Annotated in this window: 23 protein-coding genes; 11 read left to right on the top strand and 12 right to left on the bottom strand. The window is 67.5% G+C overall.

Annotated features, from left to right (window positions below; translation table 11 throughout):
* Positions 1-58: 58 nt before the first annotated feature.
* The gene (locus AC5Y5W_RS08720) at positions 59-325 is read left to right on the top strand and encodes a type II toxin-antitoxin system Phd/YefM family antitoxin (RefSeq protein ID WP_499895523.1); all 267 of its coding nucleotides are present in this window, start codon (positions 59-61) and stop codon (positions 323-325) included.
* Positions 322-729 carry a type II toxin-antitoxin system VapC family toxin gene (locus tag AC5Y5W_RS08715; RefSeq protein ID WP_500009887.1) on the top strand — a complete coding sequence of 136 codons (408 nt, stop codon included), beginning with the start codon at positions 322-324 and terminating at the stop codon, positions 727-729. The genes AC5Y5W_RS08720 and AC5Y5W_RS08715 overlap by 4 nt, the downstream gene beginning before the upstream one ends.
* A 155-nt stretch (positions 730-884) precedes the next feature.
* On the opposite strand, the gene lpdA is transcribed toward AC5Y5W_RS08715, so the two are convergent.
* The 4 genes from lpdA to pdhA all read right to left on the bottom strand — a co-directional run bounded on the left by lpdA (position 885) and on the right by pdhA (position 5,690).
* Positions 885-2,249, bottom strand: coding sequence for a dihydrolipoyl dehydrogenase (gene lpdA, locus AC5Y5W_RS08710; protein ID WP_500009889.1), 1,365 nt, complete (start codon positions 2,247-2,249; stop codon positions 885-887).
* On the bottom strand, positions 2,249-3,409 hold the full coding sequence (locus tag AC5Y5W_RS08705; protein ID WP_500009890.1) for a dihydrolipoamide acetyltransferase family protein: 1,161 nt from the start codon (positions 3,407-3,409) through the stop codon (positions 2,249-2,251). The genes lpdA and AC5Y5W_RS08705 overlap by 1 nt, the downstream gene beginning before the upstream one ends.
* A gap of 167 nt (positions 3,410-3,576) precedes the next feature.
* Complete coding sequence (locus AC5Y5W_RS08700; RefSeq protein ID WP_500009891.1) at positions 3,577-4,569, bottom strand: alpha-ketoacid dehydrogenase subunit beta; 993 nt, start codon at positions 4,567-4,569, stop codon at positions 3,577-3,579.
* Positions 4,566-5,690: a pyruvate dehydrogenase (acetyl-transferring) E1 component subunit alpha gene (pdhA, locus tag AC5Y5W_RS08695; RefSeq protein ID WP_500009893.1), complete on the bottom strand. Its 1,125-nt coding sequence runs from the start codon at positions 5,688-5,690 to the stop codon at positions 4,566-4,568. The genes AC5Y5W_RS08700 and pdhA overlap by 4 nt, the downstream gene beginning before the upstream one ends.
* A gap of 159 nt (positions 5,691-5,849) precedes the next feature.
* Here pdhA and AC5Y5W_RS08690 point away from each other — a divergent pair, with 159 nt between their 5' ends.
* Complete coding sequence (locus tag AC5Y5W_RS08690) at positions 5,850-6,323, top strand: Lrp/AsnC family transcriptional regulator (protein ID WP_500009895.1); 474 nt, start codon at positions 5,850-5,852, stop codon at positions 6,321-6,323.
* On the opposite strand, the gene AC5Y5W_RS08685 is transcribed toward AC5Y5W_RS08690, so the two are convergent.
* Genes AC5Y5W_RS08685 through AC5Y5W_RS08670 form a run of 4 tightly spaced genes read right to left on the bottom strand, consistent with a single transcriptional unit; the run spans position 6,303 to position 10,485 of the window.
* Positions 6,303-7,367 carry a Glu/Leu/Phe/Val dehydrogenase dimerization domain-containing protein gene (locus AC5Y5W_RS08685; RefSeq protein ID WP_500009896.1) on the bottom strand — a complete coding sequence of 355 codons (1,065 nt, stop codon included), beginning with the start codon at positions 7,365-7,367 and terminating at the stop codon, positions 6,303-6,305. The two genes, AC5Y5W_RS08690 and AC5Y5W_RS08685, sit on opposite strands and share 21 nt — an antisense overlap.
* 42 nt (positions 7,368-7,409) lie before the next feature.
* Entirely contained in the window at positions 7,410-8,636 is a 1,227-nt protein-coding gene (locus AC5Y5W_RS08680; protein ID WP_500009898.1) for an XdhC family protein, read from the bottom strand.
* Positions 8,633-9,868: a metal-dependent hydrolase family protein gene (locus AC5Y5W_RS08675; RefSeq protein ID WP_500009900.1), complete on the bottom strand. Its 1,236-nt coding sequence runs from the start codon at positions 9,866-9,868 to the stop codon at positions 8,633-8,635. Before AC5Y5W_RS08675 ends, AC5Y5W_RS08680 begins: the two co-directional genes overlap by 4 nt.
* Positions 9,865-10,485, bottom strand: coding sequence for a TetR/AcrR family transcriptional regulator (locus AC5Y5W_RS08670; RefSeq protein ID WP_500009901.1), 621 nt, complete (start codon positions 10,483-10,485; stop codon positions 9,865-9,867). The genes AC5Y5W_RS08675 and AC5Y5W_RS08670 overlap by 4 nt, the downstream gene beginning before the upstream one ends.
* 128 nt (positions 10,486-10,613) lie before the next feature.
* Between AC5Y5W_RS08670 and AC5Y5W_RS08665 the strand changes: the two genes are divergently transcribed.
* The 8 genes from AC5Y5W_RS08665 to AC5Y5W_RS08630 are packed head-to-tail and all read left to right on the top strand — an operon-like array spanning position 10,614 to position 17,811.
* A complete protein-coding gene (locus tag AC5Y5W_RS08665) occupies positions 10,614-11,600 on the top strand; it encodes an LLM class flavin-dependent oxidoreductase (protein WP_500009903.1) in 987 nt (328 codons plus the stop codon).
* 20 nt (positions 11,601-11,620) lie between these two features.
* The gene (locus AC5Y5W_RS08660; protein WP_500009904.1) at positions 11,621-12,055 is read left to right on the top strand and encodes a YybH family protein; all 435 of its coding nucleotides are present in this window, start codon (positions 11,621-11,623) and stop codon (positions 12,053-12,055) included.
* Between the two features lie 5 nt (positions 12,056-12,060).
* Positions 12,061-12,852, top strand: coding sequence for an alpha/beta fold hydrolase (locus AC5Y5W_RS08655; protein ID WP_500009906.1), 792 nt, complete (start codon positions 12,061-12,063; stop codon positions 12,850-12,852).
* A 9-nt stretch (positions 12,853-12,861) separates the two neighbouring features.
* Positions 12,862-13,704: an FAD binding domain-containing protein gene (locus tag AC5Y5W_RS08650; protein ID WP_500009908.1), complete on the top strand. Its 843-nt coding sequence runs from the start codon at positions 12,862-12,864 to the stop codon at positions 13,702-13,704.
* Positions 13,701-14,186, top strand: a complete 486-nt coding sequence (locus AC5Y5W_RS08645) for a (2Fe-2S)-binding protein (RefSeq protein ID WP_500009910.1) — start codon at positions 13,701-13,703, stop codon at positions 14,184-14,186. Before AC5Y5W_RS08650 ends, AC5Y5W_RS08645 begins: the two co-directional genes overlap by 4 nt.
* Entirely contained in the window at positions 14,183-16,522 is a 2,340-nt protein-coding gene (locus AC5Y5W_RS08640) for a xanthine dehydrogenase family protein molybdopterin-binding subunit (protein WP_500009912.1), read from the top strand. Before AC5Y5W_RS08645 ends, AC5Y5W_RS08640 begins: the two co-directional genes overlap by 4 nt.
* Positions 16,519-16,905 (top strand): SCP2 sterol-binding domain-containing protein, encoded by a 387-nt coding sequence (locus tag AC5Y5W_RS08635; RefSeq protein ID WP_500009914.1) that lies wholly within the window; start codon positions 16,519-16,521, stop codon positions 16,903-16,905. The genes AC5Y5W_RS08640 and AC5Y5W_RS08635 overlap by 4 nt, the downstream gene beginning before the upstream one ends.
* Positions 16,906-17,811, top strand: coding sequence for a DUF1028 domain-containing protein (locus AC5Y5W_RS08630; RefSeq protein WP_500009916.1), 906 nt, complete (start codon positions 16,906-16,908; stop codon positions 17,809-17,811). It abuts the gene before it with no gap.
* On the opposite strand, the gene paaK is transcribed toward AC5Y5W_RS08630, so the two are convergent.
* The 4 genes from paaK to paaC are packed head-to-tail and all read right to left on the bottom strand — an operon-like array spanning position 17,800 to position 21,627.
* The gene (paaK, locus tag AC5Y5W_RS08625; RefSeq protein WP_500022268.1) at positions 17,800-19,137 is read right to left on the bottom strand and encodes a phenylacetate--CoA ligase PaaK; all 1,338 of its coding nucleotides are present in this window, start codon (positions 19,135-19,137) and stop codon (positions 17,800-17,802) included. The genes AC5Y5W_RS08630 and paaK overlap by 12 nt on opposite strands.
* A gap of 15 nt (positions 19,138-19,152) precedes the next feature.
* Positions 19,153-20,220 (bottom strand): 1,2-phenylacetyl-CoA epoxidase subunit PaaE, encoded by a 1,068-nt coding sequence (paaE, locus tag AC5Y5W_RS08620; protein WP_500009917.1) that lies wholly within the window; start codon positions 20,218-20,220, stop codon positions 19,153-19,155.
* 1 nt (position 20,221) lies between these two features.
* On the bottom strand, positions 20,222-20,725 hold the full coding sequence (gene paaD, locus AC5Y5W_RS08615) for a 1,2-phenylacetyl-CoA epoxidase subunit PaaD (RefSeq protein ID WP_500009919.1): 504 nt from the start codon (positions 20,723-20,725) through the stop codon (positions 20,222-20,224).
* Positions 20,719-21,627, bottom strand: coding sequence for a 1,2-phenylacetyl-CoA epoxidase subunit PaaC (gene paaC, locus AC5Y5W_RS08610; protein WP_500009921.1), 909 nt, complete (start codon positions 21,625-21,627; stop codon positions 20,719-20,721). Before paaC ends, paaD begins: the two co-directional genes overlap by 7 nt.
* Positions 21,628-21,636 lie beyond the last annotated feature (9 nt).

Here is a 21,636-nt window from a genome sequence, read left to right as displayed (position 1 = left end):
AGCGCGAGCCAAGGTGATGACTGCTACGATTGCTACGCGTGATGAAGGGAGGTGTGTCGTGCGAAGGATTGCGCACCGCGAGCTCCGCAACAACTCGTCACAGATCCTCGATGACGTCAAGAACGGCCAGGTCATCGAGGTGACCAACCATGGCGAAGTTGTGGCGGTGCTGATCCCGCCCGCCGCGACTCCCTATGAACGTCTGGTCGCGGCCGGCAGGGTGCGCGTGGCGCGGCCGGGCAGGGCCAGGCGGTTCTCCGACATCCGCGCGTCTCGGTCAGAACGCGACGCGCTCGATGTGCTGTCTGAGATGCGGGGCGAGTGATCGCCTACCTGGATACCTCGGCCGCGCTGCGGGTCTTGACAATTGCACCAGATCCCGATATCGCGCCCCTGACCCGGCATACCCAGCAATACCTCGATCGGTTGGCGAAGCAGGGGCACACGATCGTGTCGTCGGCTCTGTTGCGGACCGAAATCCTCTGCCAGGCCAACCGCCAACCAGAGATCGGTATCGACGCGGCAGAGGATTTCTTGTCGTTGGTGAACCTGGTGGCATTGGACTCGACCGACGTCGACGATGCTCCGAATGCGCCAGGCAGATTACGCACGCTTGATGCCATCCACCTCACGGTCGCCATGCGCGTCGGCGCGGATGTCCTTGTCGCGTACGACGACGAACTGCTTCGTGCTGCACAGATGGTGGGCATGCGTACGGGCCCGGGATAGCTCAGTAGGGCGGCGCTGCCAACAGAATCCGACGCTCCCCCGGGTCGCCAAACGAACATCCGGCAACACGACACCCAATCAACGCTGAGGGGGGGCAACTCGTTGCATACATTCACCGCGTCGATGGCGCTGTTCGCCGAATGAGCCTCAACGCGCTAGGCATGCAGCGGCGAGCCGGCCAATGCCAGCATCGCCTCGCCCAGCGCCTCGTTCTGGGTGGGATGGGCATGCACAAGCGGTGCAACGTCCGTCGGCAATGCTTCCCAGCCAACCATCAGCTGAGCCTCTCCGATCAGCTCGCCGACGCGATCACCCACCATGTGCACCCCGACCACGGGCCCGCAGCCCGAAGCTGAGCCGCGTCGAATCACCTTGACTCCGCCCGACGTTCGCAGGATCTGGCTCTTGCCGTTGCCGCCGAGGTCATAGACAAGTGTGGTGACGTCACCGTATTGCTCGCGCGCCGTCGCCTCGGTGAGTCCAACCGAGGCGACCTGCGGGTGTGAGTAGGTCACCCGCGGAATCAGATAATCCGGCGTCAGCACCGAGTTTTGGCCGGCGATCTGCTCGGCGACGTAGATGCCGTGCGCGAATCCGCGATGCGCCAACTGCAGGCCGGCCACCAGGTCGCCGACCGCGTAAACGTCGGCATGGTTGGTCGCCAGTCGATGATCGACCGTCACACACCCGCGATCCATGTCGATTCCGGCCTCGGCGAACCCGGCCGCTCTGGGCTCACGGCCGACAGCGACCAACAGCACCTCGGCCTCGATGACCTCGCCATCAGCCAATTCCACTGCTACCCCACCGTCGTTCTGCGTTGCCCCGATGACGGTGGCGCCGGTCTTGACGGTGATACGCCGCCGGTGCAAAGCCCGTCCGAGCGTCTTCGAGGTCCACTCATCCTCGCCCGGCAGCAACCTAGGCATGGTTTCAAGGACCGTCACTGCTGTGCCGAATGACGCCCACATGCTGGCGAACTCGACGCCAATCACGCCCCCGCCGAGCACGATCGCGGTCCGTGGGATTTCGGATAGCTGCAGGGCGTGATCGCTGTCGATGATCCGGTCACCGATCGGGATGTTCGCGATGCCTCGGGGAGCCGAACCGGTGGCAAGCACCACCACGCCCCCGGTGTAGGAAATGCCATCGACGACGACGGTGCGGTTACCGACGTAGCGGCCCATACCGGGCACGACGGTGATGCCGCGGCGATCGATCAGCCCGGTCAGTCCGGTATGTAGCCGGTTGACCACCGACTGTTTGTAGTCGTGCACTGCCGCCATGTCGATGCCGGCCAAAATTGCGTGCACACCGAAACATTCGGCGGCGCGGGTCACGTCAGCGACTTCAGCGGTATGCAGCAGCGCTTTGGTGGGAATGCAGCCGCGGTGCAAACAGGTGCCACCAACCTGGTCGGCCTCGATCAGGGTCACGGAGAGCCCCAGCTGGCTGGCCCGTAACGCGCAGGCGTAGCCGGCGGAACCGCCGCCGAGAATCAGCACGTCGGAATCAGTCATCACAACCGCGCCAGCGCCGCGATCGGGTTCTCGATGAAATCGGCGAACAGCCGCAGGAATCCGCCGGCCGTGCCGCCGTCGCAAACCCGGTGATCGAAGCTCAGCGACACTTGCGTCATTTTCCGCACGGTCACTTCGCCCTCGACCACCCACGGCCGGTCGATGATCCGGCCGATACCCACGAGTGCTGCTTCGGGATGGTTGATGATCGGGGCGGATCCGTCGACTCCGAAGACGCCGTAATTGTTCAGGGTGAATGTCCCCCCGGTCAGCCGGGCGGGTGGCAGTTTGCCGTCTCGGGCCATCGCCGTTGTTTCGGTCAATACATCCGAGAGCCTCAGTAGGTCAAGCTGGTCGGCGTTTTCGATAACGGGCACCATCAGTCCACGCGGGGTTTGAGCCGCGATTCCGAGGTTGACGTGCCGGTAGCGAACGACTTCCGTGGCCGCGGTGTCGACCGATGAGTTCAGTTCGGGGAACTGCCGCAGCGCCGCGACGGCGAACCGGGCCAGCAGGGCCAGCAGGCTGACCTTGCGCGCCACCGCGTCCTGGATGCACTGTCTGGCGTCCAGCAACGCGGTGGCATCGACGTCGACCCACGTGGTGGCATCGGGAATCTCCCGACGGCTGGTCGAGAGTTTATCGGCAATGGCTTTGCGCACGCCGGTGATTGGGGTGCGGTGTTCGTCGTGACTGCTGGTTTCGGGCTGGGTGAGGGAGCGTTCGACGTCTGCTCGAGTGATGACGCCGCCGAAGCCGGTGCCTGGCAGGCTTGTGACGTCAACACCGTTGTCGCGGGCTAACTTACGGACCACTGGTGAGATCACCTTCGTCGCGACCGCCGGCGTGCGGCGTCGACGAGGACGATCGGGTTCGTGGGTCCCGTAGCCGATTAGTACATTGCCCGAGCCGGCCCGCTCCTCGGCGCGCACGGTGATCAATGGAGTGCCCACGGCCAGAGTCGAACCGACCTCGCCGTGCAGTTCAATCACGGTGCCCGCGAACGGGACCGGTACCTCGACGGCCGCTTTGGCGGTTTCGACCTCGACGATTACCTGGTCGACCGTCACGGCGTCGCCGACCTTTACTCGCCACTCCGCGATGACGGCGTCCGTCAAGCCCTCGCCGAGGTCGGGAAGCAGAAACGTCTGGTCGGTCACTAAGGCGCCGTTTCCGCCGCGGGACTGATTTGAGGTTCGCGGAACCGTACGGCGCCGACGGCGTGTCCGATGGTGACGAGCGCTGGGATGAGTAGCGGGAGCAGCACGAGCACTAGCATCAACGTTAACGATCCGATTGCAGTGAGCACGGATTTACTCCTTTTCCTTCAGGCGACGATCTCGATGCGGTCATCCCACTGCAAACGGTCGAGCGCGTCGAGAATCCGATCGCATCCGGGCAGGTGAAATCGCTCGAGTTTCGGTGGCGGGTAGGGGATGTCGAATCCGCAGATGCGCAGCATCGGCGCCTCCAGGTAGTGGAAGCAGCGTTCCTGCACGCGGGCCACAATCTCGGCTCCCACGCCGGCGAATCCTTGGGACTCGTGCACCACGATGCATCGCCCGGTCTTGCGTACCGATGCCGCGACGGTCTCGTCGTCGAACGGAACGATTGATCGCAAGTCGATTACTTCGATGTCGCGCCCGTCGTCGGCGGCCGCGGCTGCGGCCGCCAGCGCCGGATCGACCGCAGGGCCGTACGCGACGATCGTGGCGTCGCGCCCCGCCCGGAGGACTCGCGCTCGTCCGATCGGGGCGCCGCGCTCGAGGTCGACGTCGGCGCGGCAGAAGTACAGTCGCTTCGGTTCCAGGAACACCACCGGATCGGGGTCGTCGATGGCCTGCCGCAACAGGCTGTAGGCGTCTGCGACCGAAGCCGGGGCAACAACTTTGAGCCCGGGGGTGTGCGCGTAGTACGCCTCACTGGAATCGCAGTGGTGCTCGACCCCGCCGATACCGCCGGCGAACGGTATCCGGATCACCATCGGAGCCGACAGTGCTCCCCTGGTGCGGTTTCTGAGCTTGGCGACATGGGACACGATCTGCTCGAACGCCGGGTAGGCGAAGGCGTCGAACTGCATCTCCACCACCGGCCGGAAACCGGCCATCGCCAAGCCGATGGCGAACCCGATGATCCCCGATTCGGCCAACGGGGTGTCGAAGCACCGATCCCTGCCGAATGCTTTGGCCAGGCCGTCGGTGACCCGAAACACTCCGCCGAGCTCGCCGACATCTTCGCCGAAGACCAACACCGATTCGTCGTCGCCGAGTGCATCACGCAAGGCGGTGTTGAGGGCCTGCGCCATGGTGAGCATGGTCATGCCGGTGAGCCCTCCCCGGCCTCGGCGGCCAATTCGGCTCGCAGCTGCCGTTGTTGTTCGCGCAGTTGACTGCTCGGTTCGGCGAACACGTGCCGGAAGAGGTCGTCGGCGTCGGTGAGCCGTTCGGTGTTCATCCCTGCTCGTAGCGCCGCGGCGCGCTCTTCGGCCTCGGCGGCGACGGCGTTGACGTGCGCGTCGTCGATGAGGCCGTCGGCGCGCAGGTAGGTGTCGAGCCGGGCGATGGGGTCCCTGGTGCGCCAGTGCGCCACTTCGTCGTTGGTCCGGTACCGGGTCGGGTCATCGGCATTGGTGTGCCCCTCGACCCGGTAGGTGTGCGCTTCGACGATGACGGGGCCGTTGCCGTCCAGCACGTAGTTGCGCGCTTCGTCCATCACCGCGAGCATCGCGACCGGATCGTTGCCGTCGACCTGCTCACTGCCGATTCCGTATCCGATCCCCTTATGCGCCAACGACGGTGCCACCGTCTGGCGCGCCAGAGGCACACTGATCGCGAACCCGTTGTTCTGTACCAGGAAGATCACCGGCGCACCGAAGACCGCCGCGAAGTTCAGCGCTTCGTGGAAATCGCCCTCGCTGGTCGCGCCGTCTCCGCAGAGCGCCAGCACCACGGCGTCGGTGCCTTTGCGGGTCTGGCCGTGCGCCAGCCCGGTCGCGTGCAGGAGCTGAGTGGCCAGCGGTGTGCACTGCGGCGCAGTGCGGAGGCGTGCCGGGTCGTAGCCGCAGTGCCAGTCACCAGCCAGCATGCTGAGGATCTCGACGGGATCCACCCCCCGGGTGACCAACGCCATCGAATCGCGGTAGGTCGGGAACAGCCAATCCTCGTCCCGCAGCGACATTGCGGCAGCGACCTGACAGGCCTCCTGGCCTCGCGCGGACGGATACACCGCCAGCCGGCCCTGCTTGGTCAGCGCCGTCGCCTGCTCGTCAAAACGACGCCCCAGCACCATGTTTCGGTACATGCCGACCAGTCGCTGGTCGGACGGACGAGGGTATCTCGCGGGGCTGCCGGTCGGCTGGCCTGCCGGGTCGAGGTACTGCACGGGAGCGTCGGCCGGCAGAAAGTTCGCGTAGGTCGTGCCGACCTGCTCGACCACCGTCACCACTGCCTCCTGATTCGCCTAGTTGCCCTCCTAATGCTGCGGATCTAGGGCCATCGATGCACCACCACGCCGATTCTTGGCGATGTATTGGCTTGGATCGTGGGATTCTGCATGCATACTGTTCACAGAACCGATCGAATGGGGCGAGGCGGCGAACACATGGACGACGACACCACAGCACCGGTCCAGCTGGATGACCTGGACCGGCGGCTGATCCGGGAACTGGTCAAGGACGGCCGGGTGTCGATGCTGGAATTGGCCAAGCGCACCCACATCTCGCGCACCCACGTGTACTCGCGGATCGAGCGGCTCGAACAACGGGGAATCATCGAAGGGTTCACCGCACGAATCAACCTGGAGAGAGCCGGCTTTGCGACGTCGGCGGTGATCGCGTTGTCCATTCAACAGGACGCTTGGCGCGGCCTGTCCGCACAGTTGAAGACGCTGCAATTCGTCGAGCGGTTCACCCTGGTCGGTGGCGACTTCGACGTGCTCGTGGTGGTGCGCGCCCCGGACAATGCGACACTGCGCACGGTCGTGCTGGAGCGACTGCACGGCATGGCGGGCATCCGGTCGACCCGGACCTGGCTGGTGTTCGAGGAGTGGAACGGCCTACCGGCCGACTGGTTTTGATTCGTCAGCCCGGCGACGGGCCAGCAGCTGCGCGGCGGCGTCGGTGGTGATGTCCTCGGCTGCGCTGATCGCGTAGACCTCGATCAGGGTGTCGCCGATTCGACCGGTGTGCTGGGCAACCGTGTCGTCGTCCCACCCGAGCACTTCGCGCCCGACAAGGTGGAAGGCGCCGCCGGCATTCGTGACGAAGTCGGGCGCATACAGGATGCCGCGTTCGCGCAGAATCGCACCGGCTCCCTCGTCAGCGAGGATGTTGTTCGCCGCGCCCACAACCGCGGAGGTCGGCAACCGCGTGGCGGTTGCGCTGTCGATGACGCCGCCCATTGCGCACGGGGCGAAGATGTCGGTCGGCGTGGTCGACACCTCTTCGGGAGTTACGACGATGCAACCGAATTCACGAGCCCAGGCCAGCCGCTGACGGTCGGTGTCGGAAACCAATAGTCGGGCACCGGCGTCCGAGGCGAACAGGGCCAGCCGGCCGCCGACCGCACCGAGTCCCTGGATCAGAATGGTGAGTCCATCGAGGGCGCCGAGACTGGCATGCGCGGCGGTGGCCTTCATGGCTTCGAACACCCCGAGCGCGGTGTTGGCGGCGCTGGACCCTGCGCCGCCGCGGTCTGCTGAGCGGCCGAACACGAATTCGGTGGTCTCGTTGAGGGTATCCATGTCGGCAGAGTTGGTGTTGACGTCGGGCCCGGTCCAGTAGGTGCCGTTGAGCCGGTCGATGTTCTCGGCATGCAGCCGCAGGATCCGCTGCCAGGTTGCCGGGTCGATGTCTTTGCGCGGCGCCGGAAGCGCGATCACGGATTTGCCGCCGCCCATCGGAAGCCCGCTCACCGCCATTTTCAGTGTCATTGCTCCGGCGAGTTTCCCGGCGTCATCCAGGGCGCCGGCGAGCGACGGATACTGCGCCGCGCGGGTGCCGCCGGCGGCCTGGCCTAACCGCGTCGAGTCCACCCGGATGACGAAGGACGTGCCGGTTTCGGGGTCGTGACGGGTCACCGTCAATTCGCCGTCCCAGCGCAATACGTCGTCGAAACTCATGATGCCGTCCTTCTGACCTACGAATCGATATGTCGATAGACACTAGGGATTGGACAGCACCATTGCATCGACCAGGACAAAGTCGGATACAGATTGCGTATATTCGCGCGGTAGCACAGCACCATGTTCACCCGGGTGGCCCGGCAGGGCATTGTGCGACGGTCCTGCCGACGGGTGAATGGCCGCGGCAGTCCCGGTCAGGCGGCAGCCGGACCCGCCCCGGCGATCCGCGATGATCTCCGCAGCGATCGACACGGCCGTCTCCTCGGGCGTGATCGCACCGAGGTGAAGGCCGATCGGCGCCCGCAGCCGGGCGAGTTGCTGTTCGGTCAACCCGGTTTCACGCAACCGAGCGGTACGGTCAGCGTGCGTCTGCCGGGAGCCGATCGCGCCGACATACGCCGGTCGTTCTGCCCAGCCCTCGTCACGCAGGGCGAGCTCGAGCAACGGGACATCGAATTTCGGGTCGTGGGTCAACACCACCAGGATGGTGCGACCGTCAACGCGACCGGCCTCCCGCTCCGCCCGCAGATAACGGTGCGGCCACTGCACCACGATGTCGTCGGCATCGGGAAACCTTGCGGGCGTGGCGAATACCGCTCTGGCGTCGCAGACGGTGACGTGATAACCCAGAAATGCGCCGATGCCCGCGGTTGCCGCTGCGAAGTCGATCGCCCCGAAGATGATCATCCGGGCCGGCGCGCGCTGCGCGGACATGAAGATCTCGATCTCGTCATCGAGACCGCCGCCCGGTGGGCGGTAGCACAGCACCGCGGGGGGTAGCGTTTCGCGCAGTGTCCGCACCACATCCGCGTCGATGCGCGCCGAGCCCAGCGATCCGCTGATCGAACCGGGCCGGGCAATCAGTCGCCGGCCCACCTGGGCTGCGTCCGCCGCCCGGATGGTGGTCGCGACGACGATCTGCTCCCGCTGGGCGCCGATGACCTCGCCGAATTCCGGGTAGCTGTCGTGGGTGATCCGCTCGATGAAGACCTCGAGGGTGCCGCCACAGGTGAGGCCGGCCTCAAAGATGTTGTCGGCCAATCCGAAGCGCTGCAGCACCGGCACGCCGTCGGCAAGCACCCGGCGCGCCGTTTCGTACACTGCTGATTCGACGCATCCGCCGGACACGTTGCCGATGACCGAACCGTCCTCGGCGACAAACATGATCGCGCCGGGCGGCCGGGGCGCGGAATCCCACGTCCGGACCACGGTCGCTGCCGCGACCGCTTCGCCGCGCAGCCACCGCCGGCGAATCTCCTCGCTCACGCGTACTCGGCAATCCGGATCGTGTCCAGATGCACGCTGCCGCGGTGGATGACCGCCCGCACCCGCTCGGACAGGCCGCGCACGCCGATGTCGGTGCCCTCCAACAGCACCAGGTCGGCGCGCTTGCCGGGCGCCAACTCGCCGATCTCATCGGCGGCGCCCAGTAATTCGGCGGCTGACGTCGTCGCCGTGCGCAACGCGTCGACCGCCGAGAGCCCCTGGTCGTGCATCAGTTCGAGCTCGGCGAGGTTGTTCCCGTGCGGTGCGATCCCGGCGTCGGTGCCCATCGCGATGCGCACCCCGGCCGCGTGCGCAAGCCGCAACGATGCGTCGTGTGCCTCGACCACGTCGGCCACCTTGGTCCGGGTGGCCTCGGTGACGCCGGCCCCGGCCTGCGCCAGCCGCAGGATGGCACGCGGTGCGGATAACGTTGGCACCAGCCAGGTTCCATTGTCAGCCATCATCGCGACGGCGTCCTCGTCGAGGTACACCCCGTGCTCGATGGAGCGAACGCCGCACCGCACCGCATTCTTGACGCCGTCGGTGCCGTGGGCGTGCGCCATCACGTGGACTCGCGCGGCTCGCGCCTCGGCCATCATCACCGCAAGCTCTTCGGCGTTGAGGTGCGCTCGGCGGGGGTCGCTGCGCGGGCTGATCACCCCGCCGGTGGTGGCGACCTTGATGACATCGGCGCCGGCCCGGATCAATTCGCGGACCTTGCGGCGCATCTCGTCGGCGCCGTCGACGATCGTCGACGGGCAGCCGGGATACGGCGGCCACAGGGCGTGCACGCATTCCCCGGACGGCATCCATTCGTCGGCGTGACCGCCGGTCTGGCTGAGCATCCCGATCGCGATCTGCAGATCGGGTCCGTCGATCAGCCCGGTGGCCACCGCTTGTTTGACGCCGAGGTCGGCGCCGGCCGCGTCGCGGACGGTGGTCACCCCCGCGTGCAGTGTCAGTCGCAGGTTGCGCACTGCGTGAAAGAACCTGAGCGAGAACGGGCTTTGGATCAGTCGCAGCACGTCGACGTCGTCGAGCGTGACATGGACGTGGCAGTCGATGAAGCCCGGCACCACCAGGTGTCCGGTGGCGTCCAGTGCGGTGTCGCCGTCCAGCCCCGGACCCACCTCCGCGATGTGCGCACCCTCGATGACCACATCGGCGGGGGCCGCCGTCCCCGAGACCGGATCAAAGACACACCCGCCGTGGACCAGCAGCCGTGGGCTCACGACGATTGCCGGTAGAGCGTGCTGATCCAGATGGTGGTCAGCGCTTCGGTGGCAGCGGCGGGATCGGCGAACGGCCGCTGCCCGAACGACGCCAGCAGGTAGCGCTCGTTCATCCACGTCAGGGCCCGCGCCACCTCGTGGGGCTGGGGAATGTGGCTGCGACCCGCCGCGATGTCCGCTGCGATCCGGCGCGCGGTTGCCGTGACAAGTCCCTCCGCCAGCGCGGAATACAGCTCGCTGATCTCCGGGTCGTACCTCGCGGTATCCGAGATGGCCTGGATGAGCCGGCCATGCTCGACGAAGATTTCGGTCAGGTCGGCCAGGCTGCGCCGAAGATCGGCGGCCGGGTCATCGTGATCGGCCATCCACTCGTCGGCGACGTGACCCAACTCGAGCCCGACGTCGTCGAGCATCGCCATCAGCAGATGCTGACGATCCTCGAAATGCCGGTAAAAGGCGGTCCGGGCAACCTCGGCCGCAGAGGTGATGTCGTCCAGCGAGATCTCGGCCCAGGGCTGGCTCTCCAAGAGGCGATGGGCGGCGTCCAGTAGCCGCCGTCGCGCGTTGCGCCGGTGCTCGCGCCGCCGCGCCTGCAGATCGCTCTGTCGCGTCGTCACCCGCAGAGTCTCCCACATTCGGACATTACGTACAACATAAACGTTGACATCGTGTCACAGACGGAGTTACGTTGACCGGACCGCCGGCCCGATCCGGCGGAGCTGGCAGGAAGAGATGGGGTCGGACCGTGCGAGTCAGCCTGTCGTTTACCGGATTCGGCTCGATCCTTGCCGACCTCCCGGCCGTCCGCGCCGCCGACGAATGCGGGTTCGACGGCCTCTGGTACGCCGAACACATCTGCGCGCACGACGCGGTGGTGCCCGCGACCCTGTACCTGCGGGAGACCGAGCGGCTCGAAGTGGTCCTGATGGGGATCAGCGCCGCCGGGCGGCACCCCGGCGTGGCCGCGATGGAGCTGGCCTCGCTGGCCGAAATCGCGCCGGGCCGGGTTCGGGCGGCCATCGGGACCGGGGTGCCGGACATGATCGCCAGGCTCGGCAGGTCGGTCGACAAGCCGATCGGGTCGACGATCGCGCTGCACCGTGCGCTCACGGCCGCGCTGGCCGGCGACGAGGTGACCGCCGACTTCCCCGGGTTCCGGTTCGAGCACTACACGTTGAACCCGTTGGCCGCGCCGCCCGCGCTGGACATCATGGCCGTGCGACCGCGGATGGTCGACACCGCCGCCCGCTACGCCGACGGAGTCTGCCTCAGCGCCGGCTCGTCGCGCACATACCTGGCCGACACCGTGCAGCGGGTGGAGGCCACACTCGCCGAGAACGGACGCCCGCGGGAGGACTTTCGGATTTCCGCGGTGGTCACCGCGTTCATCACCGACGACATGCAGGCGGCTCGCACCCAGGTGGCAGAGCTGCTGTCGGCGTTCGACCCAGCGACCACCGAATACCTTGCCGCCGGGGCGATCCCGGACGGGGCGCTGGTGGACGCGTTCGCGAGGGGCGGCGCCGTGGAGGCCGCGAAGGTGCTCACCCCTGAGGTCGTCGATGCGGTGGCGATGGTGTGCCCGCCCGACGCCGTCGGCGATTCGTTGGCGGCCTACGCCGAGACCGGTATCGACGAGATCGCGATCGTGCCGTTCGCGCCGCCCGACCAGGTGCCCGAACTCATTGCGCTGATCGCCGAGTGCCGTCCGCTGCTCGCGGCCCAACCCTGACCGACGAACGGAACACGCTCATGACTGAGACCCTGCTCGACGGCGACGCACAGGAGATCATGCGTCTGCACCGGGAATTCGTCGACGCCAACGGTCCGCTCGACTCGAGTTATCTGCGGCGACGGGTGACTGCGGTACCCGACGAACTGGTCTGGTACAACCTCAATGGCGCGGTCTACGTCGGGCAGGATCACATCGCCCAGCTGTGGGACATGCTGTCGTCGGCCATGGGGGGCGAGGCGGTGAGCGCCGAGCTTCGCGATGAGCGCATCGAGGTGGTCGGCGATGTCGCCTGGGTGACCTACCTCAACCACTACCAGGCCGACTTCGGCGAGCTGGGCAGCTATGACGCCGGCATGCGCAGCACCGAGATCTGGCGGCGCCGCGAGAGTAACTGGGAGCTGGTGCACGCGCACTTCTCCGCGCATGCGCCCGGCGAAGCCGGTGAGCGGTAGCGACCATGGAGCGATACGCGGTGTCGGGACCGGTCGGTGTGGTCCGGGGTGTGCGTCGACGTTGCGACGTGCCCGTCACGCCGGTCGTGTTCGTCCACCACATCAACGGTGCCGCCGAACAGTGGTTGCCGGTGATGGAGCAACTGACCGACCGCAGTTCGGTTGCCGTCGACCTACGAGCACACGGCTTTTCCGACCCGGGCGGAACCTACGGCGCCGCGGACTACGCCGCGGATGTCGCCGCGGTCATGGACGGTCTCGGGATCGCGCGTGCCCACCTAGTGGGCGCTTCCTTCGGCGGTAGCGCGAGCGTCGTGCTGGCGGCGACCCAGCCGGCGCGGGTGCAGTCGGTGACGGTTATCGGTGGGGCGCTGCGAGTCAGCGGGGTGGACAGCGGCGCTGTGGTCGACGAGTTGCACCGGCTCGGGCTGACGCCGTTCTTCGAGAAATTCGCCGTGGCGAGCTTTGCGCCCGGTACCGACGACGCGCGGCTCGCCGATTCGGTACTGCGGGCGGCGCGCAACGACAGCAGTACGGTGGAGCAGATCATCCGCGCGGCATTCTCCGCCGACATTGCCTCCGCCGCAGGACACGTCGAAGCACCGGCTCTGGTGCTGGTCGGCGAACACGATCAAACGTGCCCGCCGGTGCTGGGCGCCGAGCTCGCGGCGGCACTGCGGGCGCAGTGCCGGGTGCTGGCCGGGCGCGGACACCTGGCCCACGTCGAGGATCCGGTCCTTGTCGCGGGGCTGATCGACGAGCAGCTGCGGCATATCGACAGCGTGCCGACCCCTTGAGGCTTGACGATGCATCCGGCTCCGTTCGACTACCTGGCAGCAACCTCGGTCGACGAAGCCTGCGCTGCGTTAGGTGACGATCCAAGCGGCACCCAAGTTCTCGCCGGTGGACAGAGTCTGATGCCGCTTTTGGTCCGGAGGTTGGCGCGGCCACGGCGGCTGGTCGACATCACCCGGATCGCGGAACTTCACGACCTGCACGTCACTGCCGAGGGAGTATGCGTCGGCGCCGCCGTCACCCAACGCACCGTCGAGTTCTCCCCCGCCCTCGGCGGCTTCCACGTTCTGGCACAGGCACTTCCCCGGGTGGGCAAGGTCACCACGCGCAACCGCGGCACCGTGTGCGGCAGCATCGCCCACGCCAACCCGGCCGCCGAACTCGGGGTCTGTCTACTCGCGCTCGGTGGTGCGGTCACCGCCGTCTCGTCGAATGGTTTCCGACAGATCGCCGCGGAGGATTTCTTCCGGGAGCCGTTTCGGGCCGCGCTGCAACCCGGCGAGTTGATGCACAGCGTCACGTTTCACCGACCGAAGACCGAATCCGTCGGGTATTTCGACGAAGTCACGCTGCGCGGCCCCGGCGACACGCCGCTGATCAGTGCCGCGGTCACCGGCAGCGTCGTCGACGGCGAGGCCACCGACGTGCGCATCGTGGTCGGCGGCGCCGGGCAGATACCGGTGCTCGGGCTGCCCGGGCGACTCGACGACGACGCGGTCGAGTGTGCCGCCCAGGCCTTTTCGGCGGGCCTGTCCTTCGCCGGCGACGCGCACGGCTCCGCAGACCATCGCCGTCGGCTCGCCGTGCATATCGTCGCGCGGCTGCTGCGTCGACTACGGAGGGACCTGCCGTGACCATCGAGCTACGGGTGAACGGTCGCCCGACCCGCGCGGATGTGCCGGCCCGGATGTCACTGGCCGACTTCCTGCGCGAGCGACTCGGCCTGACCGGCACCCACATCGGCTGTGGTCAAGGGCTGTGCGGCAGCTGCAACGTGTTGGTCGATTCACGTTCGGTGCGCGCATGTTTGACGCTGGCCGTGCAGGCCGACGGGTCCGATGTGGTCACGATCGAAGGCCTGAGCCAGGCGCCGGAGCCCTCCCCGGTCCAGGACTGCCTGGTACGGCACCGCGCGCTGCAGTGCGGCTTCTGCACACCGGGATTCGTGGTGTTGATCGAAGAGCTGCTGGCCGAGGTCGACGCGGGCGCGCGGCCTACCCCGGCGGAGCTACGCGATCGGCTGGCCGCGTCGTTGTGTCGCTGTACCGGTTACGCGCCGATCGTGGCGGCCGCGGAGGAACTCGTCGCCGCCAAGATTGTCGAGCAGAGCCGATGAGCCACGTTGGTGAGGGCTCGCCGGGGCTGCCTCTGCGGCGGTTGGCAGCCGGCGGCGGGCGTTATCTGGCCGACGAATACGCGGCCGGTGAGCTGCATTTGGTGATCGTCCGCTCCCGCGAACCGCATGCCCGCATCTCGGTGGACCCGCGGCGGGCCCGCGGCGCGCCGGGCGTCCACGCGGTGCTGGTCGGTGCGGACATTCGCTCGGCTACCGAGCCGATGGGGATGATGTGGAATGCGCAGATCCAGGCCGAGGCACCCACCTGGTGCCTAGCGACCGACAAGGTCCGCTACGTCGGTGAGCCGATCGCCGCCGTCATCGCCGACGACGCGTATCAGGCGGAGGATGCCGCCGAACTCCTCGACGTCAGCTACCAGAAGCTGTCCGCGGTCGTCGACGCGTGCCCGGACAGCCAACCGCTGCTCTACGACGATTGGCCGGATAACGTGTTCGGCCGCAACCGTTTCGAGGCGGGCGATGCCGCCGCGGCGCTCGGCGACGCGGCGGTGATCGTGCGTGGCCGCTACACCAGCAGCCGGGTGGCGGGGTTGTCGTTGGAGGCGCGCGGGGTGCGCGCCATCTGGGACATCACCGGCGAGTCGGTCACGGTGTGGACGTCGACGCAGTCGCCGCATCAGGTGCGCGGCTCGCTGGGGGCGACGCTGCGAATTCCGGAGAGTCGGGTGCGGGTGCTGTGCCCGGATATGGGCGGCGCGTTCGGCAACAAGGCGTGCGCCTATATCGAGGAGACGTTGGTGGCCTTCGCCGCCCGCGCCGTGCGCCGGCCGGTCCGCTGGATCGAGAGCCGGTCGGAGGCGTTTGTCGCCACGGTTCACGGTCGCGGCACGGTCGTCGACCTCGAACTGGGATTCACCGCGGACGGTGCGATATCGGGGCTGCGGGCCAACGTCCTGCTCGACTGCGGCGCGACCCCGTACATGGTGGGCTGTGGGACCGGGATGGTCACCGCCGCCACGGTGCTCGGTCCGTACCGGATTCCCGACGCGCTCAGCGAGCTGGCGGCCATGGTGACGAACAAGACGCCGATCGGCGCCTACCGCGGATTCGGCATGCCCGACGCCACGTTCGCGATCGAGCGCGCGATGGACGAGGGTGCGCGGCGGTTGGGTGTCGATCCGATCGAGATCCGCCGGTGCAACCTGCTGCGTCCCGACGAGCTGCCGTATTGGACGGCGGCGATGATGTGTCTGGACAGCGGACGCTACAGCGAGATGCTGGACCTCGTTGCGGGGCAGATTGACTGGGGTCGAACTCGGCGGGAGGCTGCCGAGGCCAGGGCTGCGGGCCGGCTGGTCGGCGTCGGTGTCGCGTGTTATTTGGAAGCCACGAATTTCGGGCCGTCGTTGACGGCGGCGATGATGGGGATCAACAGCCCCGGCCATGACCGTGCCGTGGTCCGGATGGACGAGTCGGGCTTGGTCACCGTGTTGACCGGCCAGATGCCGATGGGTCAGGGGCTCGAGACGGTGCTGGCGCAGGTTGCCGCCGACGAACTCGGAGTGCCGTTGGCGTCGGTGTCGGTGATCTGCGGTGACACGTTGGCCTGCCCGTACACCGGCTACGGCAGCGGCGGCAGCCGGGGTGCCGGGGTCGCCGGGTCGGCGGTGCTGATGGCGGCGCGTCGACTGCGGGAGCGGATGCGCGGCATCGCGGCACACCTGCTGGAGGCCAGCGCGGTGCACGATGTCGAGGGCGGTTTCGCCGACGACTCCGACCGGGTCGTGACGGTTTCCGCCGTCGCCGAATCAGCGTACCAGGCAAGGGATCTGCCGCCTGACACCGAGCCCGGGCTGGAATCGTCGTCTACCTACGAGCCGCAGGCGTTCGCGTTCTCCTATGGCGCGGTCGCCGCCGCGGTGGAGATCGACCGCGACACCGGGACGGTGTCGGTGCAGCGGCTGGTGTTCGGGCACGACTGCGGTGTGCAGTTGAATCCCGCCAACGTCGCCGGGCAGATCATCGGCGGCGCGGCGCAGGGGCTCGGCGCGGCGCTGTATGAACAGCTGCCGTATACCGTTGACGGCCGGCCGGTGGTCGAGTCGCTGTGGGATTACTTTCCGCCGCTGCCGGCCAACATGCCCGCAGTGGAGCTGGTCCACCTGGAGACACCGTCGCCGTTCTCGCTCAACGGCGCCAAGGGCTGCGGGGAAAGCGGTGCGATCCCGCTGCCGGCGGTACTGGCCAACGCCATCCGCGACGCGCTGGATTCGGACGACAGCACCGTCGTCGACACCATTCCGATCACCGCGGAAAACCTACTGGCCGTGCTCGATCGGCAGGCCAGCACCACTCAACCGAGGGAGACAGTGTGAAGTACGCATCGCAGGAATGGCTGGATCGGCAGCGCGAGTTGCAACAGGCGTTCGGCCGACGGGCTGGCGCGTCGGCGCGGGTGCAATACCGGCTCACACAGGCACCCGACGGTGACGACATCCGGTATTTCGCCGACGTGCAGGATGGCCGCATCGTCGACCAGCAGCTCGGCGACGACCCGGCCGCCGACGGCACCATGTCGGCGTCGTACGCCGATTCGGTCGCGATGCTGCGCGGCGAACTGGCGCCGAACACCGCGTTCATGCAGGGCCGAGTCAAGCTGTCCGGCAATGTCGCGAAGCTGGCGGCGCTCATGCCGATTACGCAGACCACCGAATACCGCGATCATTACGCGCAGCTGGTCGAGGAAACCGACTTCTGAATGACGTTCTCGCTGCTGGCTCGCGACCCGGCCACCGGTGCGCTGGGTGTCGCATCGCAGTCGCACTATCTGGGCGTCGGTGCGGTGGTGACGTGGGCCGAGGCGGGCGTGGGAGTGGTGGCGACGCAGGCGTTTCCGCAACGTTCCTATGGGCCGCGGGGTTTGGCGTTGATGCGGGACGACCGATCTGCGCCCGAGACGCTGTCGCTGCTGCTCGACGCCGACCCTGATCGGGAACTGCGGCAAGTCGGCTATCTGGACTCGTCGGGGTGCGTTGGCATCCATACCGGCGCGCGGTGTGTTGCGGCGGCCGGCGTCGCGACCACCGATGACGCTGCCGCGCTGGGCAACATGCTGGACAGTGACGTGGTGCTCGGCGCCATGCTGCGCGGGTTCGAGCAGGCAGAGGGTGATCTCGCGCATCGTCTGGTCGCCGGTTTACGCAGTGGCAATGACGCCGGCGGCGATATCCGGGGCAGCCAGTCCGCGGCGCTGCTGGTTGTCGACGGTGGGCGCACCGACGCCCCGTGGGATGGCGTGCTGCGCGATATGCGGGTGGACGACCACGCAGACCCGATTGGCGAGCTGGCTCGACTCATCGATCTGGGCGACGCATACGACGAAGTCTCGCGGGTGGTGTTCAACCCGTCGGGCGCCGTTCTCGGTGGACACGATGCCGAATTCGCCTCGGCCGCGGCGGCACTGGAAGCTGCCGATGGGGTGCTGGACCCGAATCCCGAAGCCACGTTTTGGTCGGCGGTGTTGCATGCCCGGTGGGGGCGACACGCCGCGGCTCGACGCCTGCTGGCCGACGCCACCCGTCGCAACCCGCGGCTGCCACGTTTTGTGGTGCGACTGGCCGACGCGGGAATTCTGACTGCTGACGAGGCCGCCCTACTGTCGTAACCCAGGCTCGTGGTCGACGATCCGGGTGGTCTTGCCGGCCGAACGCTCGATCGAGCCGGTGTCCACCACACTCACGATCACGCTGACGCCGATGCGATTCTTGATCTGCTGCGCCAGTGCGTCAGCCGCGCGTTGGCGGTGTTCGACGGCAACGCCGGGGCGGTGCTCCACCCGGATGGTCAACTGCTCGAGCCGGCCCGGGCGGTCGAGCACACATTGAAACCGCGGCGCCAGCGCGCGCTGGGCGAGGACCAGTTCCTCGATCTGGCTGGGGAATACGTTCACGCCGCGCAGGATCATCATGTCGTCGCTTCGCCCGGTGATCTTGCGCATCCGTCGCATGGAGCGGGCGGTGCCGGGCAGCAGCGCCGTCAGGTCACGGGTGCGATACCGGATGACTGGAAACGCCTCCTTGGTCAGCGACGTGAACACGAGTTCGCCGTCGCTGCCGTCGGGCAACACTTGCCCGGTGTCCGGGTCGATGATCTCCGGGTAGAAATGGTCCTCCCAGATGTGCAGGCCGTCTCGGGTTTCCACGCATTCCTGGGCCACACCAGGCCCCATCACCTCGGAGAGGCCATAGATGTCGACGGCGGCGATCCCGACGCGCTGTTCGAGTTCGACACGCATTTCTTCGGTCCATGGTTCGGCGCCGAACACCCCGATGCGCAGCGACGTGCTGCGCGGGTCGAGGCCGGCCGCCTCCATCGCGTCGACGATGGTCAGCATGTAGGACGGGGTGACCATGATGGCGTCGGGCCGGAAGTCCGTGATCAGCTGGACCTGCCGGTCGGTCATGCCGCCCGACATCGGGATGACGGTACAGCCGAGGCGTTCAGCGCCGTAGTGGGCGCCGATCCCGCCGGTGAAAAGTCCGTAGCCGTAGGCGATGTGGACCTTGTCGGTCGAGCGCACGCCACCGGCGCGCAGCGAGCGGGCGACCAGGTTGGCCCAGGTGTCGATGTCGGCGGCGGTGTAGCCGACGACGGTGGGTTGCCCGGTGGTGCCCGAGGACGCATGCAGCCGCGCCACCTGGGACTGCGGGACCGCGAACATGCCGAAGGGGTAGTTCGCGCGCAGATCGGCCTTGGTGGTAAATGGGAACAACGGGAGATCGCCGAGCTCTTTGAGGTCGCTGGGGTGCACGCCGTTGGCGTCGAACGCCGCCCGGTAGTGCGGCACATTCTGATAGGCGTGCTGCAGTGACCATTTCAGACGCCGCAGCTGCAGGGCGGAGATCTCGTCGCGGGAGGCGGTCTCGATCGGCTCGAGCTCATCGGGCGATTGGGTGCTGCACGTTGCGGGGCGGTCGACGATCTCGGTCATGCTGTGACTCCTCGGTCAGGCGTCGAAGTCGATGGTGACGGCGTCGCTGCACGGAAGCGATTGACAGGTCAACACGAAACCCGCGTCTACCTCGGCGGTTTCGAGCGCGTAGTTGCGGCGCATATCAACACTGCCGGCGGTCACCTTGGCGCGGCAGGTGCCGCACACCCCGCCCTTGCACGCGAACGGCAAATCGTCGCGGGATCGCTGCGCAGCGTCGAGCACCGTGCTGTGCCGCGGCAGGCGCAGCGTGCTCGAGCGTCCGTCCAGCATGATGGTGACCTCGCTGGTGGGCCCGTCGGCGGTGGTTTCGAGGTGGTGGGCCGGTTGCGGGGCAACGTCTTCGACGAAGAACAGTTCGCGCTGCACCCGGTCGTCCGCGACGCCGAGGTCGCGCAGCACCTGTTGGGCGTCGACGACCATGCCGTGCGGCCCGCACAGCCAGAAGTGGTCGACGGCATCGATCGGCACCAGTGTTTGCAGTAGCGCCCGGATGCGGGCGGCGTCGAGCCGGCCGCTGAACAGGTCCACGCCGCGGGGTTCGCGGGACAGCACGTGGATCAGTTCGAATCGCTCGCGAAAGCTGTCCTTGAGGTCGGCAAGTTCCTCGGCGAACATCACCGAGTTGACGTGTCGGTTCCCGTAGAACAGCGTCACCTGCGAATCCGGTTGTTGCAGCACGCTTGCGGCGATCGACAGAATCGGAGTGATACCGGATCCCGCAGCGATCAGCACATGCCGGGTACCGCCGCCGGGTTCGGCGGCAAAGCTGCCCGCCGGGGTCTGCACGTCCACCGTGTCGCCGGGACGCAGGTCGCGGACCAACCACGGGGAGAACACTCCGCCCGGTACTTCCCGGACCCCGATCCGTAGCTGCTCGCCCGCATACGCGCAGATCGAATAGTTGCGTCGTTCTTCGGTGCTGTCCAACCGCTTTCGCAGCGTCACCGACTGACCCGGCCGGAACGCGAAGGCCGGTTGCAGCTCGTCGGGCACACGGAATGTGACGGCGACCGCGTCGTCGCAGAGGTGCTGCACCGCGGCTACCGACAGTGGGTGAAACGGTTTGGTGCGGGTGGTCATCCTAGATCTCCTTCACCCGCTCGAACGGCTCGGCGCAGGACCGGCAGCGGTGCAGCGACTTGCACGGTGTGGCAGCGAATTCCGAGGTGGTGTCGGTGTCGACCGATCCGCATCGCGGGCAGCGGACCACCCGGCGACGCGGAGTCAGGGTGAGCATGACTGGGCCGATGTGGCTCGGCGCGGGCCCGGGCGGAGCGATGCCGCAATCGGCGAGCTTGCGGCGCCCGTCGTCGCTGATCCAATCGGTGCTCCACGCCGGACTCAGCGCGGTGTGGATCTGCGCGTCGTCGAACCCGGCCCTGGCCAGTGCCTGCTGCAGGTCGGCGCGGATGGTGCCCATTGCCGGGCACCCGGAGTAGGTGGGAGTGATGGTGACGACCACCCGGCCCCGCTCGTCGCTGGACACCTCGCGCAGCACCCCGAGATCGGCGAGGGTCAGGATCGGCATTTCCGGATCGGTGACCTCCGCGGCCACCCGTCGCGCCCGGTCGAGCGGGATCACCATTGCCCCAACGGGTGTGACCGGGCAACGGATTGCATTTCGGTGAGCAGGGGCCCCATTGCTTCGGTGTGTTCGCCGTCGCGCCCGGTCCGCCCGCCCGGAGTTGCCGGCGATGGGATCGGGAGTTCGGCGGCGTGAAATACCTGCCGGATCACCGCATCGAATTCGGCCTGCAGGTCGGCGGGGTCGACGCCGGCGCCGACGGCGACCAGACGGGTCTCGATCGGATGGCTGGTGAACAGTTCGCCGACGTAGGGCCAGACCGCGGCGAGCGCGGCATCGATGCGGCGCCGCGATTCGGCTGTGCCGCAGGCCAGGGTGATCAGCCAGCGGGCGGCGTAGTCGCGGTGATAGGTGACCTCTTTGACGCCCTTGGCCGCCACCGCAGCCAGCACCGGGTCGCAGGATCCAAGCAACCGCTGCAACAACGCCAGCCGGTAGGCGGCGAACACCAACAGCCGGGCGATGGTGACCGCGAAGTCACCATTGTCCAGTTCGGCCAGCCGCACGTTGCGGAACTGCGGTTCATCGCGGAAGAACGCGAGCGCGTCCTCGGCGGGAATCGGCGACCCTTCGGGCAGGGCGGGAACCACCTCCGGGTCGGCGGCGGCAGCGCGGGCCAGCAGCAGTCTGGCCTGACCGAGCAGGTCCAGGCCGATGTTGGCCAGCGCGACTTCCTCTTCGAGTTCGGGTGCCCGGGTGACCCATTGGGTCAGGCGCTGCGCGGCGATCAGCACATCATCGCCGAGCATCAAGCAGTAGACGGCCAGATCGGTACCGTCGATGCCGTCGGCCAGCCGGGTGTCCACGCCGGCCAGCGGGTCGTCGAAACTGGTCCCGAATGCCCACTGGTCGGCGGCGTCGAGGTCGACGAGGCCGCCGTAGGCCGAATCGTGGTCAATCATTGGCAGGTT

It is taken from the genome of Mycobacterium sp. NGS51 (genome assembly GCF_059812525.1).
The sequence above is the reverse complement of the archived record's forward strand: the minus strand, read 5'-3'. Positions and strand labels throughout refer to the sequence as shown.

What these genes read in the sequence shown, in the direction of transcription:
- lpdA (WP_500009889.1), bottom strand. Translation starts at nt 2,249, where the DNA reads ATGACTGATTCCGACGTGCTGATTCTCGGCGGCGGTTCCGCCGGCTAC.
- paaD (WP_500009919.1), bottom strand. Translation starts at nt 20,725, where the DNA reads ATGGTGATCCCGCTCGACCGGGCGCGACGGGTGGCCGCGGAGGTCACC.
- AC5Y5W_RS08640 (WP_500009912.1), top strand. Translation starts at nt 14,183, where the DNA reads ATGAGCCACGTTGGTGAGGGCTCGCCGGGGCTGCCTCTGCGGCGGTTG.
- AC5Y5W_RS08650 (WP_500009908.1), top strand. Translation starts at nt 12,862, where the DNA reads ATGCATCCGGCTCCGTTCGACTACCTGGCAGCAACCTCGGTCGACGAA.
- AC5Y5W_RS08690 (WP_500009895.1), top strand. Translation starts at nt 5,850, where the DNA reads ATGGACGACGACACCACAGCACCGGTCCAGCTGGATGACCTGGACCGG.
- AC5Y5W_RS08630 (WP_500009916.1), top strand. Translation starts at nt 16,906, where the DNA reads ATGACGTTCTCGCTGCTGGCTCGCGACCCGGCCACCGGTGCGCTGGGT.
- AC5Y5W_RS08685 (WP_500009896.1), bottom strand. Translation starts at nt 7,367, where the DNA reads ATGAGTTTCGACGACGTATTGCGCTGGGACGGCGAATTGACGGTGACC.
- paaE (WP_500009917.1), bottom strand. Translation starts at nt 20,220, where the DNA reads ATGACCACCCGCACCAAACCGTTTCACCCACTGTCGGTAGCCGCGGTG.
- AC5Y5W_RS08655 (WP_500009906.1), top strand. Translation starts at nt 12,061, where the DNA reads ATGGAGCGATACGCGGTGTCGGGACCGGTCGGTGTGGTCCGGGGTGTG.
- paaC (WP_500009921.1), bottom strand. Translation starts at nt 21,627, where the DNA reads ATGATTGACCACGATTCGGCCTACGGCGGCCTCGTCGACCTCGACGCC.
- paaK (WP_500022268.1), bottom strand. Translation starts at nt 19,137, where the DNA reads ATGACCGAGATCGTCGACCGCCCCGCAACGTGCAGCACCCAATCGCCC.
- AC5Y5W_RS08700 (WP_500009891.1), bottom strand. Translation starts at nt 4,569, where the DNA reads ATGACCATGCTCACCATGGCGCAGGCCCTCAACACCGCCTTGCGTGAT.
- AC5Y5W_RS08660 (WP_500009904.1), top strand. Translation starts at nt 11,621, where the DNA reads ATGACTGAGACCCTGCTCGACGGCGACGCACAGGAGATCATGCGTCTG.